15 protein-coding genes are annotated in these 15,414 nt (G+C 65.1%); 10 read left to right on the top strand and 5 right to left on the bottom strand.

Annotation, left to right across the window (positions count from 1 at the left end; all coding sequences use genetic code 11):
- Window positions 1–436 precede the first annotated feature (436 nt).
- The 5 genes from IPM73_11225 to IPM73_11205 all read left to right on the top strand — a co-directional run bounded on the left by IPM73_11225 (window position 437) and on the right by IPM73_11205 (window position 3,385).
- Window positions 437–640 (top strand): cold-shock protein, encoded by a 204-nt coding sequence (locus IPM73_11225; protein ID MBK8918584.1) that lies wholly within the window; start codon window positions 437–439, stop codon window positions 638–640.
- 162 nt (window positions 641–802) lie between these two features.
- Window positions 803–1,165, top strand: coding sequence for a hypothetical protein (locus IPM73_11220; protein ID MBK8918583.1), 363 nt, complete (start codon window positions 803–805; stop codon window positions 1,163–1,165).
- Between the two features lie 39 nt (window positions 1,166–1,204).
- A complete protein-coding gene (hflX, locus tag IPM73_11215; GenBank protein ID MBK8918582.1) occupies window positions 1,205–2,515 on the top strand; it encodes a GTPase HflX in 1,311 nt (436 codons plus the stop codon).
- A 26-nt stretch (window positions 2,516–2,541) separates the two neighbouring features.
- Complete coding sequence (locus tag IPM73_11210; protein MBK8918581.1) at window positions 2,542–2,697, top strand: hypothetical protein; 156 nt, start codon at window positions 2,542–2,544, stop codon at window positions 2,695–2,697.
- A gap of 367 nt (window positions 2,698–3,064) precedes the next feature.
- Window positions 3,065–3,385 (top strand): hypothetical protein, encoded by a 321-nt coding sequence (locus IPM73_11205; GenBank protein MBK8918580.1) that lies wholly within the window; start codon window positions 3,065–3,067, stop codon window positions 3,383–3,385.
- A 192-nt stretch (window positions 3,386–3,577) separates the two neighbouring features.
- Here the strand turns inward: IPM73_11205 and IPM73_11200 are convergent, their stop codons facing one another.
- On the bottom strand, window positions 3,578–3,874 hold the full coding sequence (locus tag IPM73_11200; protein MBK8918579.1) for a hypothetical protein: 297 nt from the start codon (window positions 3,872–3,874) through the stop codon (window positions 3,578–3,580).
- An 890-nt stretch (window positions 3,875–4,764) separates the two neighbouring features.
- Window positions 4,765–8,397, bottom strand: a complete 3,633-nt coding sequence (locus IPM73_11195) for a PAS domain S-box protein (protein MBK8918578.1) — start codon at window positions 8,395–8,397, stop codon at window positions 4,765–4,767.
- Window positions 8,398–8,781: 384 nt separating this feature from the next.
- Here IPM73_11195 and IPM73_11190 point away from each other — a divergent pair, with 384 nt between their 5' ends.
- The 4 genes from IPM73_11190 (at window position 8,782) to IPM73_11175 (ending at window position 13,127) form a co-directional block, all read left to right on the top strand.
- Entirely contained in the window at window positions 8,782–10,125 is a 1,344-nt protein-coding gene (locus IPM73_11190) for a DUF11 domain-containing protein (GenBank protein ID MBK8918577.1), read from the top strand.
- Complete coding sequence (locus tag IPM73_11185) at window positions 10,070–11,302, top strand: hypothetical protein (protein ID MBK8918576.1); 1,233 nt, start codon at window positions 10,070–10,072, stop codon at window positions 11,300–11,302. Before IPM73_11190 ends, IPM73_11185 begins: the two co-directional genes overlap by 56 nt.
- 215 nt (window positions 11,303–11,517) lie before the next feature.
- Entirely contained in the window at window positions 11,518–12,384 is an 867-nt protein-coding gene (locus IPM73_11180) for a hypothetical protein (GenBank protein ID MBK8918575.1), read from the top strand.
- A gap of 122 nt (window positions 12,385–12,506) precedes the next feature.
- Window positions 12,507–13,127: a hypothetical protein gene (locus IPM73_11175; GenBank protein MBK8918574.1), complete on the top strand. Its 621-nt coding sequence runs from the start codon at window positions 12,507–12,509 to the stop codon at window positions 13,125–13,127.
- On the opposite strand, the gene IPM73_11170 is transcribed toward IPM73_11175, so the two are convergent.
- The 3 genes from IPM73_11170 to IPM73_11160 all read right to left on the bottom strand — a co-directional run bounded on the left by IPM73_11170 (window position 13,106) and on the right by IPM73_11160 (window position 14,394).
- Window positions 13,106–13,534: a diacylglycerol kinase gene (locus tag IPM73_11170; protein ID MBK8918573.1), complete on the bottom strand. Its 429-nt coding sequence runs from the start codon at window positions 13,532–13,534 to the stop codon at window positions 13,106–13,108. The genes IPM73_11175 and IPM73_11170 overlap by 22 nt on opposite strands.
- Window positions 13,531–14,112, bottom strand: coding sequence for a phosphatase PAP2 family protein (locus tag IPM73_11165; GenBank protein ID MBK8918572.1), 582 nt, complete (start codon window positions 14,110–14,112; stop codon window positions 13,531–13,533). The genes IPM73_11170 and IPM73_11165 overlap by 4 nt, the downstream gene beginning before the upstream one ends.
- A gap of 96 nt (window positions 14,113–14,208) precedes the next feature.
- Entirely contained in the window at window positions 14,209–14,394 is a 186-nt protein-coding gene (locus tag IPM73_11160) for a hypothetical protein (protein ID MBK8918571.1), read from the bottom strand.
- A gap of 119 nt (window positions 14,395–14,513) precedes the next feature.
- On the opposite strand from IPM73_11160, the gene IPM73_11155 reads away from it, so the two are divergent.
- On the top strand, window positions 14,514–15,413 hold the full coding sequence (locus tag IPM73_11155) for a LysR family transcriptional regulator (GenBank protein ID MBK8918570.1): 900 nt from the start codon (window positions 14,514–14,516) through the stop codon (window positions 15,411–15,413).
- Window position 15,414 lies beyond the last annotated feature (1 nt).

The following is a 15,414-nucleotide window of genomic DNA, read 5'->3' as shown; positions in this document are numbered from 1 at the left end:
CAACACATGCCAGGCGCGTTGGAATGCGGCGTTTGCCTTTCGTTTCGCAACATAGCCAGCCGCTCGTAGCCGATCCATGCCCGTCGCCCATCCCCGCACCAGAACGCCTGCCATCCGCCACTCCGTTCGGGCTGAGCTGGTCGAAGCCCCAGGTATACCGCTCTTCGACCGGCGCCCGGCAAGCGGACCGTCGGCGCGTCGCTCAAATGGTCCGCAATAGGCGCTATTTATTTGTCTACAAAGGATTTTTGCTGCGCACGGTTTGCTATTCGCCCCAATAGCGCGTATTGTGCAGCGCAGCGAATTTCAAGTAGTGTTGTTGTCTCGTCGGTTTAGCCCTCGCCTTTCAGCGTCGCCACTCCCCCAGCCTTACCTCGCCGTCTTGATCGCGCCCCTCTCAGGGGAACAACCCTTTTATTTTTTGGAGATTCAAGACATGGCAACAGGCATCGTCAAGTGGTTCAACGACGCAAAAGGTTTCGGCTTCATCACCCCGGACGGTGGCGGCGAAGACCTCTTCGCCCACTTTTCCGCGATCAATTCGGCGGGCTTCAAGTCCCTGGCCGAAGGTCAGCGCGTCAGTTTCGATGTGACCACCGGCCCCAAGGGCAAGCAGGCGAGCAATATCCAGCCGGCCTGACCTTCCCGCTGCCCTGACCACCGTCGGGGCGCGCGTCCAGCGCATCCCAGTCGTACCGCGACAAACCTCAAACAGGCTGGCTGACGCCGGCCCGGCACGCTGCCCGGCATTGACCGCAGCGGCGGCCAATGCCGGCTGCGCCAAAGCGAGAAGGAGTACCCCATGAAAAACGCCATCCAGCGAACCGAACTCAAGACTTACTACTACACCCCCGTGCATTGCCCCTTTTGCGGCACCCGGGTCATGGGTGCCGACCCGGTGGACGAGACGCGCATCACCGCCTGCCCCCACACCCTGTTCATCGCCCATGACATGGCTTTCGAGTACCGTTCGGAGCGTTTCGACAGGAATCTCAACCTGCACGGCCTGAGCGAAAGCGAAGTCGAAGCGCGATGGTTGGGCGAGGAAGGCGGCGTCGACGGCTTCACCAACCAGGTCACCCTGGCCGACGCCATCAAGGTTGCCGCCTACGAGCCGTCTCCGTCAGCCTACGGTTCGTACTACGGATTTGCCCCAATCGAATGACCCGTGCCTCGGCGGTACACGCGAGAAAAAACGACCGGCATGCAACGAGAAGGTAACGAGAAACCCAGCCAAGCGGTGGTAGCGGCCGTCCAGCTACCCACCGTCAGCGACGCCGAATTCGACGCCTCCCTGACCGAGTTGCGGGAGCTGGCCAAGACTCTCGGCTTTATTGTGGTGCGGACTTTCGTCCAGAAGCGCCAGGGCTTCGACCAGACCGCCTATCTCGGCGTCGGCAAGCGCGAGGAAATCAGCGCCTTCATCAACGATGAGGCCGAGCCCGGCGGCATCGACGCCATCCTTGTCGACCACGAGATTTCCCCCTCCCAGGCCCGCAACCTCGAAAAGGAAACCGGCTGCGCCGTGATGGACCGGACCATGGTCATCCTGGAAATCTTCCATCGCAACGCCCGCTCCCGGGCCGCCAAGGCCCAGGTGGAAATCGCCCGCCTGGGTTACATGGCGCCCCGCCTGCGCGAAGCCGCCAAGCTGGCCGGCTCCCAGGGGCGGCAGCGGAGCGGGGTCGGCGGCCGCGGGGCTGGCGAATCCCACACCGAGCTGGATCGCCGCAAGATTCGCGACCGCATCGCCGAGTTGCAGCTGGAAATCGTTGCCATGGACGCTGAGCGCAAGACCCAGCGCGCCCGACGCCAGGAGCGCCAGGGGCTGGCCGGGGTCGCCCTGGTCGGCTACACCAACGCCGGCAAGTCCACCCTTATGCGGGCCCTCACGGGCAGCGAGGTGCTGGTGGCCAACAAGCTCTTCGCCACCCTCGATACCACGGTACGCACCCTGTACCCGGAAAGCGTTCCCCGGGTGCTGGTCAGCGATACGGTCGGTTTCATCAAGAACCTGCCCCACGGGCTGGTGGCCTCCTTCAAATCCACCCTGGACGAGGCCCTCGACGCTTCCCTGCTCCTGCACGTCATCGATGCCAGTGATCCCGGCTGCGAGCGGCAGCGGGAGGTTACCGACCGCGTGCTGGAAGAAATCGGCGCCGATGCCGTGCCGCGCCTACGGGTCTTCAACAAGATCGACCACGTCGGCGACGCCGCCGCCCAGGCTGAACGGGAAGCGGAATTGCGCGCCCAATACCCCGACTGCATCGTCATGAGCGCCCGCCGGCCCGACGATGTGGCGAAGCTGCATCGCGCCATCGTCGCCTTCTTCCAGCAGGATCTGGTCGAAGCCGAGATCTTCCTTCCCTGGTCCGCCCAGGAATTCCGCGGCCAGCTCTACCGGAGCTGCCAGGTGCTGGAGGAGCGCGCAGATGGCGAGGGGGCCTTTTTCCGGGTGCGCGGCGCCGCCGATGCGGTGGGCCAGCTTCAGGCACAATTCCGCCTGCCCTCATGAACGCCGCCGTGCCCCAAGGAACCGCCTTGTCCTCATCCCCCGTCGACCTCCCCGAACGCCTGGCCGCCGCCTTGGCCGCCCGCCAGGGGCTCCTTGCCCGCTGCGCCGGCGAGGGCACCACTGCCTACCGCCTGTTCCACGGTAGCGCCGAGGGCTATGACGGCCTGGCCATCGACCGCTAGTAGTCAGTCAGATAGGTTTGCGTCGATGCCGAGGCGCGTCTCCGCGCCCCGATCGCGCGAAGCGAACCGCAGCCATAGCCGATGCTATGGCGAGGATGAGCGACAACGCGAGCGGGGATGCGGGGCGTGCCGAACATAGCTGAACCTATCTGACTGACTACTAGGGCGACGCCCTGCTGGTCCAGACCTTCCACCAGCCGCTCCGGGACGGTGAGCTGGCGGCCATCGAAGCCTTCTACCAGGCGCAGTTGCCGGACCTGGCGGACTTCTACCACGACCGCAGCCAGGACAACTCCCGGGTGTCGAATCGCCCCGCGCCTATTCCTGCAAGGGTCGAGGTGTCTCCTCCTCCTGCACCCCCCGGTGCATGGTTGAAACGGCGGCCCATCTGGTCGATCAGGTTTTCCCCGCTTTGCCGGTCCGGCAAGGGGTTCTCTCCCTCCCCAAACGGTTGCGCTATCACCTTGGCGACGCCGAACTGCAGGCACGCCTGACCCCGGAGGCGCAGGCACAACTCCAGGTGACCCTCGCCAACCGAGTTGTGAGCCTCTTCATCCGGCGCGGCCTGCTGGACAAGGCCGATGGAGAAGCCCTGCGCCCCTGCGAGCACGGCGGCGGTTTCGCCCTCGACGCCAGCGTGCGTAGCGAAGGCGAGGACCGGCAAGGGCGGGAGCGCCAGCGGTTTTGACGCCCCTCGAACTTCTGGATTTCTGTGCCGTGCTGATCCCGCCGTTGTGGGAGGCGGCCGGGTAGTGATCAGGCGTGACAGGGCGGCGGATGTTCCACGGCGCAAAGAGCGATTTCGCGCAAATGCCCGGCTGACGACGGTGTGCAGGAGCGAGGGCGCATCACTGACGGCGGTTGAATTTCCTATCCTTTTTCAGGCTCCGTCGATCAACTCCCGGCCTTTCAGGAAACCCATGTCTTCGGCAATGGCTTGCGTGGTGTAGAAAAGTGCGGGGTCCGAGGCGGCGCTAGCGCTCTTGTAGGGCATCGGAATGTTGCTCTGGTTGGTGATCTTGACGCTGAAGGTCCATTGGTCGCCGTGTCCGGAAAGGCTGGCGTTTTCATGGACGCTCCTCTGGGTGCAGACATGCATTTGCTTGCCTTTGTAATCCTCGCATTTCCAGGTCGGCTGGGTGTTTTCCGGTGTCGGTTTGAAGGTTGCGGTATTCATCTGTGTCTCCTCGGGGATGGGGATAAGTCCAGACTACACGCCGCCCCTCAGCAGTTCGGTACGCTGGGGCACACACAAAGCCGGCGCCCGGAGAGGGTTGCTGAAGCCGCCCCGCGAGAGCGCTCACGCCTCAGGCGTGACAGGGCGGCGGATGTTCCGCGGCGCAAAGAGCGATTTCGCGCAAATGCCCGGTTGACGATGGTGTGCAGGAGCGAGGACGCATCACCGACGGCGGTTGAATTTCCTATCCTTTTGGCGATGCTTTACAGGAGCGAGGATATTTCATCGATGGCTGCTGAATTTCCATCCCCCGGCAAAGTATCGGACTGCCGTCAGTCCATCGAGAAATAAACACATCCGAATGGCAAGCGAAGTCCAATTCTTCGTATCGTCCAAAATCCCGGATACCCCATGTGGCTCCCTACCATTGGGCCGGTAGCGATCCCTTCAATCTGATCTATAAGCGAGGTTGATTGGTGATGACGAAGCCAAAACATCGGCATGCGCATCCCCAGCTTCCAGCTTGACCCAGATTTGCGGGAGCGAAGACACTCGCTCGGTGGCCCTTGCATGCCTATCCTTGCGAGGGACTCCGCCTCCCGGTCGCGGTCCCCGCACCCCGATCTCGTCCAACTGAAGAACAGGAAACCAAACATGCGCGAATTGAAATTGCTGGGTATTTGCGGCAGCCTGCGCCGCCAGTCGACCAACGCGGGTCTTTTGCGGGCGGCGATGGCCGAATTGCCGGAGGGCGTCACGATGGCAATCGCCGACCTCTCGGCGGTGCCCTTCTACAACGCCGATCTGGCCGAGCGGCCGGCCGCAGTGCAGCGGCTGATGGACCAGGCCCGCGCCGCCGACGCGCTGGTCTTCGCCTGCCCGGAATACAACTACTCGATCGCGCCGGCGCTCAAGAACGCGCTCGACTGGCTGTCGCGCGAGCCGGACAACGCGCTGCTTGCGGGCAAGGCTGCGGCGATCATGGGCGCTGGCGGGGGCATGGGGACCTCGCGGGCGCAATACCACCTGCGCCAGGTCTGCGTGTACCTCGACCTGCATGGGGTGAATAAGCCGGAAGTCTTCGCCAGCGCCTTTGGCGGCGCCTTCGATGCCGACGGCAACCTGATCGACACCCGGCTGATCGGCCAGGTTGCCGCCCAGATGCGGGCACTGGCCGATCTGAGCCGGAAGTTGCGGGGCTGAGAGAGAAAGCCGATGGCGAAATTGGTCCGGCTCGATGCGCCGGAGTCTGGCTGCGGTGATTGGCCCTCGCGTCCGCGCGTCGTGCGGGCTTGCAACCGGTGCCAGTGTCCGTCCGGCTTCCCGCCGATCAAGGGCCCGCCGGCCCGGATTGCCCCCCATCTCCGGCGGACAGCCAGTGCAGCAGAATGCGGTACATCATGTCCGGATCGACGGGCTTGCCGATATGGTCGTTCATGCCGGCGTCCAGGCACTCCTGGCGATCTTCGCTGAAGGCGTTGGCGGTCATGGCGAGAATGGGAACGTCCCGGTAGCCGGGCAGGGTGCGAATTTCCCGGGCGGCGGCGTTGCCGCTCATGAGGGGCATTTGCACATCGAGAATGATCAGGGCGTAGGGTTTTGCGCGAGCCCGTTCGACGGCCTCCAGGCCATTTCCGGCCACGTCGACGTGCAGTCCCACGCCGGTCAGCAGTTCGACCGCCACTTCCTGATTGAGCGGTTCGTCTTCGGCCAGCAGAATGGGGGTTCCGGCGTAGCGGGCGCTGAGTTCGGCTGCCGCGTCGCCCTCCGGGGGGGCCATCCTCGGTTGATGGGGAGCCAACGCCCAGGCGCGCCGTGAGCCAGAAGGTGCTGCCCTGGCCAGGCGTGCTGTGCACGCCGATCTGTCCTCCCATCAGCTGCACCAGGCGCTTGCAGATGGCGAGCCCCAGGCCCGTACCGCCGTATTTGCGGGTCGTCGTGCTGTCGGCCTGCTCGAAAGCGTTGAACAGCCGCGGCAGGATGTCCTCGGGAACGCCGATGCCGGTGTCGCTGACTTCCATGCGGTAAAGGGCCTCGGCCCCGTGGCGTTCGAGACACTCGATGCGCAGCGTGATCGATCCGCCGGGATCGGTAAATTTGATGGCATTGCCGAGCAGGTTGAACAATATTTGCCGCAGCCTGGCCGCGTCTCCGTGCAAGGTCTCCGCAGCGCAATCCGAGGCGGTGACGAAGCGCAGCTCGATGTTCTTTTCATCGGCTTTTTCGCGCACCAGAACGTCGAGTTCGTCGACCAGGCCGCGCAAGGTGAAGGGAATGCGCTCGAGCACCATCTTCTCGGCCTCGATCTTGGAAAGGTCGAGGATGTCGTTGATGACCGTCAGCAGGTGTTTCGACGCCTGGATGACCTTGTCCAGCCGGGATCGAATCTCGGGGTCCGTGCTGCGCCGCAGGGCGCTTGCCGTCATGCCCATGATGGCGTTCATCGGCGTGCGCAGTTCATGGCTCATGTTGGCGAGGAAGGTGCTCTTGGCGCGGCTGCCGGACTCGGCCACCTCCTTGGCCAGGACCAGTTCCGAGGTCCGCTCGGCGACCAGGGCCTCGAGATGCTGCCGGTGGTTTGCCAGGACGCTTTCCTGGTGCTTGCGTTCGGAAATGTCGCGGATGATGGCCCACATGCCCACGGGCTGTTCATGCTCGTCGCGCAGCAGGCAGGTCCGTATTTCGACCGGGATGGGATGGCCATCCTTGTGCACGTATTCCTTCTCGTAGACGCGCGAAGCCCCCGAAGCCAAGACCTCCTCCTGCAGGATGCGCTCTTCGGATTCGTGCCAGCGGGGCGGCGTGATCTGGCGAAAATTCAGGCCGGTGAGTTCGGACTCGTCGTAGCCAAGCAGATCGAGAAAGGCGTGGTTGCACTCGACGATGCGGCCGGTGAGATCGCAGCGGGCGAAGGCGTCGCGCAGGCTTTCGTGCAGGTTGCGGTAGCGCTGCTCACTCTGCAGCAGCAGCAGTTCGCTCCGCTTGCGCTCCGTGATGTCGTGGCCGATCCCGAGCACGCCGATCAGCCTGCCCTGGGGATCATGAACCGGGACCTTGGTGGTCTCCAGCAATTCCCGATGGCCGTCGCTGGCGAAGGTGATCCATTCCTCGTTGACCGATGGTCCCCCTTTGGCCATGGCCCGGCGATCGTGCTCGCGGAAAAAATCGGCCAGTTCCCGGTCGACGAAATCGTAGTCTGTCCTTCCCAGAATGTCCGCCGCGCGGGCGCCGAAGAACTGCTCGAAGCGCGTATTGCAAGCCAGGTAGAGGCCGTCGGCGTCCTTCATCCACAGGAGGTCGGGCAGGCTCTCGATCAGCGTCTTGAGTTGGGCATTCACCTCGGCCAGGCGACTGGCATACGCGTCGGCAATCTGGTGCTCCCGCGCCAGGTCATCGGTTTTCTGGCGCAGCATCGCTTCGCGATCGCGGGCCGTATCGAGGAGTCCATTGAACGCCGCGACCAGTTCGCCAATTTCGTCGGTGCACACGATGGGAAGATGGTTCGGCAGCGTCGGGTGCTCGGAGGGCGTTTCGAGCTGATGGGCCGCGGCCAGGATGGGCTTGAGCCTTTTGCGCAGCAACAGCGCCGTGACCCACCAGGTCAGCGCGCAGGCCAGAACCGAGAGGAACAGGGTGACCAGCCAGATCTGGCGCCGGTGGTCATGAATGGGGGCAAAGGCTTCTTCCGTAGGGAGTACGCTGACCACGAACCAGGCCGTGGTGGCCACCCGCTGGGCGGCTGACAGCTCCTCCACCCCGCGGGAATTGAACGCGACGCCGTAGCCCTGATAACCGCTCATGTAGCGGTCATGCATGGCGTTGATGCCGGGTGCTGGAATCGGCTTGGCGACGCGCGAGGGGTCGGTGGCGGTGACGAAGACTCCGTCCTGGGGTGAGATGACCAGAAAGCCGATCTGCGAGTCGCTGCGCCGGGCGATCAAGCGGTCGAGAAAGCTGGCTTGCCCGAGACGGGTGCTGCCGGTGATGGCGGCGACGATGCGGCCTGAGCCATCGCGAATCGGCGCCGCCATCCCCAGCGTGGGGGCGTCGCTCCCCTTGCCGATGGCCGGACGGCCGACGCTGCTGCGACCCTCGCGCAGCGCCGCAACCAGGGTGGCCTCCAGCGGATCGAGCGGCGCCATACGCTCGGGGGTGGGGGGCAGCGAAGCCAGCGGCCGTCCATCCGGTGCGACGATGCGGACGCCATCATTGAAGAGTTCCCCGAAGATCGGCCGGCTTTCCAGCAGAGCCTGCAAGCCTTGCGGATTCGACAACTGGTCGGTGGGAATGCCGCTGGCGATGGTCTCCAGCGTGCTCAGTCGATGGCTGAGCCCCTGGTCTATTTCGTTGGCCACGATGGCCGCCGACTGAACCTGCTGATTGCCCAGGACGCGTTCGAGGTCGTCGCGCAAGTTGCGGTAGCTGAGAAAGGAGTGTGACCACAAGGTTGCCAGCAGGATGGCGAGCGTGAGGCTCGTCAGCCTGACCTTGAGGGACTGCCAGTTCAGCGCGCTGAAGCGCATGAGAAAGCCTCGTGGGAATCGATCGCGCACACTCTAGGCGTCAGCCGCCGGGCAGGCAAGAAAAGGCGCAAAGCCCCAGCGCCAAGGCCCTTGGGCGTCGCCGACCACCAACAGGGCGGTGCGCCCAGCGATTGGGGGTGGCGAAAAGGGACGGCCAAAAATGGGACGGCCAAAAATGCGTGCAGGAGTTTTACGGCGAGTCGGTGCCTTGCCCAGTTGAAGTCCATGCACTATTGATGGGAATATGGGCCATGCGCCGCATCTTCAGGAATCCCCGATGAAATTCGGACCCTTGCCCGGCGCCCTGGGGTTTGGCCTGCTGCTGGCACTCCTCCTCGGCGCCAGCCCTGCTGCCTGGGGGCCTGTTCCTCGTACCAGGGCAAGGTGGTGTTCAACGAAGTGCACCTGCCCAGCAGCGCGGGCTACCTGGAGCTGCGCGTCCTCGATCCCACGGTGGTCAGCGCCAGCGGCAATTTCGCCAACTGGAAGATCGACCTCTACGCCGGCGACAATGCCACCAAGCAGAACACCAACGTCGATTCCGGCTACACCAGCAGCAGCATCAACAGTTGCGGCACGGCGTCGCCCTGGATTCGCTTTTCCGATGCCGCCCTCAGTTTCCTGCGCACCCGCAGCCCGCCCTTCAACGCGGTGCTCTACGATTCGTCCAGCAACCAGATCATCGACATCCTCCGCCTGGGCAATAACGTCACCTCCTTCTACGGCGCCGGCAGCACCTACGGCAGTTGCCCTGCCATCGAAAGCCTGCTGCCCGCCACGGGGTCGAGCAACACCTATTACGATGCCCAGCGGGGCAGTGGCAGTTCGGTCAAGGACTGGTACCGCAATCCGGACGGCACGGGCAACTGGGGGGGCACGAGCACCAGCAACACGGCCAATTCCCTCTGTGCGGACAACGTCAACGGTGGCACCTTCTCCCTGGCCAAGACCACCAGTACGACGACGGCGGCGGTAGGGCAGAACTTCAGCTACACCCTGCATGCGGTCAATGGCCAGACGGCGGTGAGCAGCCACGCCAGCGTGACCATCACCGATAATCTGGCAGCGGCCGGGCTGAGCTATGTTTCCTGCACCACCAGCCGGGGAACCTGCTCCTACTCCGGCGGTGTGGTGACCTGGACTGTCGGGAGCATGGCGGCCAACACGAGTTACACGGCGACCCTCACGGTGAGCGGCACCAGCGCTGGAACGGTGACCAATACCCTGGTTTCCAATATCGGCAGCCCGGCCATCACGGCCTCGGCGCCGACGGTAACGATCCTCGCGCCCCTGGCCGACTGGCGCATGGACGAAACCTCCTGGAACGGTACGTCCGGGGAGGTTCTGGACAGCAGCGGCAACGGCCACCACGGCACGGCCAAGATCGCCAACGGTTCTTCGGCCCGGCCTACGGCTGCCTCCGGGACGCCTGCCTACAGCAGCGGCGGCCAGAGCACCTGCAATTACGGCGAGTTCGACAAAACCACGGCGACGGTGCGCAGCTACACCTATGTGGAACTGCCTACCATTCCGGCCCTGCCCACCAGTTTCACCTTCATGGCCTGGATCCGCTCCACCGCGGCCAGTTCCCACCACCAGCGCATCCTGGTGCGGGACGACGCCCAGAACGGCTGGGGCTTCAGTCTGGCCGACGGCACCGGCCAGGGCCAAGTTGCGCTTCTTCAACCGCAACATCAGCAACAGCGGCAGCGTGACGGGGCAGGGTAGCAACCCCGGTTGTGGCGTCTTCTGCCTCGATACCAACCCGGTCATCACCAGCAACGCCTGGCACTTCGTCGCCGTGACCATCAACACGGTCGCCAAGCAGGTCACCCTCTACGTCTTCGACGCTTCGGGCAATCCCCTGGCGACCACCAGCAGCGCTTTCTCCGGCACCTGGACCGACGGCACCGGCCTCGCGGCCATCGGCGGCGAAAGTGCGGCATCCACCGAGGGACGCCAGGCGGCGTGGCACTTCTACGGCAATATCGACGAGCTGGAAATCTTTTCCGGCGTCCTCAGCCAGGCGACCATCCAGGCCCTCATGACCCGAACCCGCCTGTGCTCGACCATAGACCATGTCGAACTCGTCCATAACGGCGCCGGACTCACCTGTACCGCCAAGGCCATCACCGTGCTGGGCTGCACGTCCAGCGCGTCCTGCAACGGTGTTCCCGCCTCCCAGACCAGCGGTGCGGTGAGCTTCACGCCCACTGCCATCGCCGGTGCCCAGTGGTGCAGCGACGCCCTCTGTGCCTCGCCCATCACCGGCTCGGTGAGCGTCGCCAACGGCGGAACGGTGTACCTCAAGGAACACAACGTGCGCACCGACACCCTGGCAGGAACCGCCAGCGGCGCCACCAACACCACGGTGCAGTGCACCCACACCGGCACCGGCGCCACGGATTCGGGCAGTGCCTGCGAAATCAGCTTTGCGGCGGCCGGCTTCCTCGTCAATGCGCCCAACCACTATGCCTGCGCGCCCCAGAGCGTCACCCTGCAGGCGGTCCAGGCCGACGCCACCGGCAACGCCTGCGTGCCGGCCTTCGCCGGGGTCAATCGCAACGTTTCCCTCTACGCCGCCTACGTCAATCCGGCCAGCGGAAGCCTGGCGCCCAGCCTGAATTACGTGACCAGTACGGGAGGGGCCACGGCCAGCGTGGCGGCCCTGTCCACCAATTCCGCCAGTCCCACGGTGCTGACCAGCCTCTACTTCGACGCCAACGGCACCGCCACCCTCAATAATTTCATTTACCAGGACGTGGGTCAGCTTGCCCTCTATCCGAGCTATTCCGGGAGCAACGCTACCGGGGACAGCGGGCTCTCCTTGGCGGCGGTGTCGGGCAATACCTTCATCGCGGCGCCCAGGAGCTTCCGCCTGAACGGCATTCCCGCCGCGCCCTGACGGCGGGAACGCCCTTCAACGTCACCGTCACCGCCCTCAACCAGTGCGCCACGCCGGCCGCCACCCCCAATTTCGGCCAGGAATCGCCCAGTGCGGCGACGGTCACCCTGGCGTCCAGCAATCCGCTTCCCGGCCTGGGCAACGCCACGGCGATCAACCAGTCCCTGGGCGGCTTCAGCGCAGGGCAGGCCAGCGCCAGCCTGACCTGGAGCGAGGTGGGCACCATCGACCTGACGGCCTCGACCATCAATTACCTGGGGTCCGGCCTGGATGCGAGCGGCAGCCAGGCTGATGTCGGGCGCTTCAAGCCGGATTATTTCGATACCACGGTCACCCAGGGGTGCAGCACCTTCACCTATTCCGGCCAGCCCTTTGCCGCGACGGTCACCGCCCGGGCCGCCGGGGCGGGGGTGACGGCCAATTACGCCGGCGCCACCTGGGCCAAACTGGTCACCCTGAGCGACGCCGCCGGCGGCAGCCTGGGCGCCTTCACCAACAACACCATCGCCGCCACCGGGTTCGCCAGCGGCGTGGGGACCGCCTCGACCATCGCCTACACCTTTGCCAGTCGCACCACGCCTCCGACCTCCATTCAGGCCCGGGCCACCGACACCGATGGCGTCACCTCGGCCACCCACGGGGAACAGGCCGTTGCGCTGCGCAGCGGAGCCTTCCGGCTGGGCAACGCCTACGGCAACGAATTCCTCAAGCTGCCCATTCCGGCCTACGCCCAGTACTGGAGCGCCGCGGGCTGGGTCAGGAACACGGCCGACACCTGCACCCAGCTCACCGTTCCCAGCAGCGCCAACGGTGGCCTGGTCTTCGCCACGCAGACGACCCGCAACCAGCTTGCCGCCGGGGAAACCGTCGCCAGCATGGGGGGAACGCCCGCCGGACGCCTGGTGAACGGCGACGCCCTGCTGTCCCTCTCGGCCCCGGGGGCGGGGAATTTCGGGTACGTGGATATCGTCGCGTCCAAGCTCAACGTCCCGGCCTGGCTGCTCCAGCCCGGCGACGTGCGCGCCTGCTTCGGCGCCTGCGGTCCGCGGGCGCCCATCATCTACAGCCGCGAACGCTATTGACGACCCCTCAGGACCACGCGTGAACCGTCCATGCCCTTTGCGCTCCTCCGGCCCCGCCTACCGGCACGGGCCTGAGGAGCATGGGACTTCGTGCTAAGTTGGTCCGCTTTGGAGACATACCCATGAAATCCTCCTCGATCCTCGCCACGGCCCTGCTACTGGCGCTCGCAGCGATGCCGTTCTCCGGGCAGGCCCTGGACCTCACGACCTGCACCGACCCCGCCGGAAAAAGTATCGAGGGACTGGCCGATGCGAATCTGCCCGTCCTGGTCCAGGCAGGGCGCCAGGAAGGCCGGCGCGTGCTGCGTTACAACCCGGACCTGCTGCCCCAACTCGCCCCGGCGGCCAAAGCCTTCTTTTACGCCCAGGCCTGCGCGAGACTCCTGGCCGGAAACCGCCCGGACGCCGTGCGCCGTGCCGACTGTGCCGCCCTCCAGATGCTGCGGGAAGAAGGAATCCTGGGCCAAGGCGAGCCCGCTCTGGCCCGCCTGCAAGCCGACCTGAGCCTTGCGGAGGAGACCTGGGAGCAACTCCCGGGGCCGCGACGCCGCTTCGATTTCGCCGCCTGTTCCGGCTCCGGCGCTTTGCTTCTGCCCGAGGCCAGGCCGGCGACACCCCGGCAGCGGGATTGGGACGCCTGCGTGCGCCAGTGCGGCGACAGTCTCTACCGCTGTCCCGGCAAGGGTTCCGGAGCCGGGTGCCAGGAAACCTACGATCGCTGTCATGGGGCCTGCGGAACCTGAGTGTAAGGGAGCAAGGCTGCATTGACCCAGTGGCGTGCGAATTCGCTGATTTCCACTGTGAGTACCGTGAGCCAGACCAGAATCGCAACGCCCGCAGCCGCTGCGGCCATATCCTTGATCACACGGATCTTCTCGTTGTGCCGCGTCTCCACGAAGTCGCAGAGCGCCTCGATGGCGCTGTTGACGATTTCCATGGCAATCACGAATCCCGTGGCGAGCAGGATGATGAGAAAGTCCACCCAGGCCCGCAGGGCAAAGGCGCCGGTGAGCACGAATATAGACAGGACGAGCTTGTAGGCGACCGATGCGTCGTAGATCACCGCATCCCGGATACCGGCGTAGGCATTGCGAATCTTGCGCAGGGGGTGATATCCCGGCTCACCGATGCCGAGAAACTTGTTTCTCATGGCTGCGACTCCAATTTCACGAGCCAGCCGCGCAGGGCGCAGCTCAGGCAGACGGCGGCGGCCGTTCCCAGGATGACATCCGTGGCGAAATGGACATTCAAGGCCACCCGAGAAAAGCCAACGGAAACAATGAGCGCGCCGGCGAACGCCCAGGCAAGCGGGGGAGGTCGGGACGCCGAGGACCACAGCAGCGCCAGGGCGAAGGCAGTGACCTGCATGGCGTGGGCGCTGGGAAAACTCGCGTCCGGGGGCAGGGCCGTCAGATTTTCAAGCAGGGGGCGGGGACGGTCGAAAGCGAGCTTCGTCAGATGAGCGAGCAGCGTCGCGGCACCCAGGGCAGCGGGTACGAAAAGCCGTCGGGGCCGGGACCGTTGCGGTTGCATGAGGACGGTGACCAGGGCGAGGGGGAGCAATACGGCAAGGGAGCCCAGCCAGGTAATCCCGGTCAGAAAGGTTTGGGTCCCGGGTGGCAGACCATGACCGACGGCGATTGCCGTAGCGAGGTCTGCCGCGGGGACACGGCAGGCGCCCTGGGGGCAGAGCCAAAGGCCGCCGAGAAGGAGGATGGCAAGCGACATCCCAGCCATGACCCAGGGCCCAATCCAGGCCCATGCCGGGCCAGGTCGGTGCGCCTGGGTGTCGTTCGCCTCCATCGGGGCTTGGGTCGCGGAGCGTCAGGCTGCCAGAGGCCATTCGGGTTCCGGTGAGCGCCGCGGGGCCGGGGTCGGTTTGCGCTTGCCGCTGCGCGCATGGGCGCAGGCGAGGGCGACGATCGGAACGAGGTTGTGCTCCCGGCCCACCGTGTCGACCTTCTCGGCCGGGGCATCGCAAAAAGCCTTGCAGTCTTCCAGGGTGATCATCTTGGTCTCCTTGAGGGTTGCCCAGCAGTGGCGTGGGCATGGCGCAAGAATAGGAGCCTTTATGTTCTATATAAATGGATTTATATTGATGCGTATATCCCAAAAAATTGGACGAACGCATGGCTCCGGACCAACTCAATTTCCGCCATCTGCTCTATTTCTGGAGCGTGGCCAAGGAAGGTAGCGTCACCCGTGCCGCGGAACGCCTCGATCTGTCGGTGCAGGCTGTGAGCACGCAACTGGGGTTGCTGGAGCAGCAATTGGGACAGGCTCTTTTCGCGCCCCAGGGGCGGTCCCTGGTCCTCACGGAAGCGGGGCGAGTTGCGCTGCAGTACGCGGAACGGATTTTTCACCTGGGCGATCTGCTGGTGGACGATTTGCGCAGTCGCCGGGATTTGCGGCCGAGATTCGCCGTGGGGATCGCCGAGACCGTGCCCAAACTGGTGGCCTTCCGGCTCCTGGCACCGCTCCTCCATCCTCCGCTCGCCGTCCGCCTGGAGTGTTGTGAGGGGGAAATCGGGCATCTCCTCGGGGAGTTGCAACTGAACCGCCTGGACCTGGTGATCGCGGACCAGTCGGCGCCACGCCGGGCCAACCAGAAGCTGGAGGATTTCCGGCTCGGTGAAATGGCGGTGGACCTGTATGGAGTGGAGGCTTTGCATGCCGCATGGGCTGCGGATTTCCCCAATCGCCTCGATGGCGCTCCCGTGCTGCTCCCCGCCCGGACCCATCCGATGCGGGATGCCCTGGATCACTGGTTCGTTTCCCGGGGACTACGCCCCGAGGTGGTCGGGGAATTCACCGACAGTGCCTTGCTGAAGACCTTCGGCAGCGGCGGGCTGGGGCTGTTCCCGGCACCCGCCGGGCTGGCGGCCGAAATCCATCGTGCCTACGATGCCTTGAGCCTGGGCACGCTCCAGGGAGTGCGGGAGTCCTGGTACGGCGTGGTCGTTCCACGCCGCATCCAGCATCCGGCGATTCTCGCGCTGCGAGAGGGGGCCGGAAAGGCAGGCGCTTGAG

It is taken from the genome of Betaproteobacteria bacterium (assembly GCA_016720065.1).
Classification (GTDB): domain Bacteria; phylum Pseudomonadota; class Gammaproteobacteria; order Burkholderiales; family Rhodocyclaceae; genus SSSZ01.
Note: the sequence above shows the minus strand (reverse complement) of the source record. Positions and strands in the feature narration are given on the sequence as shown.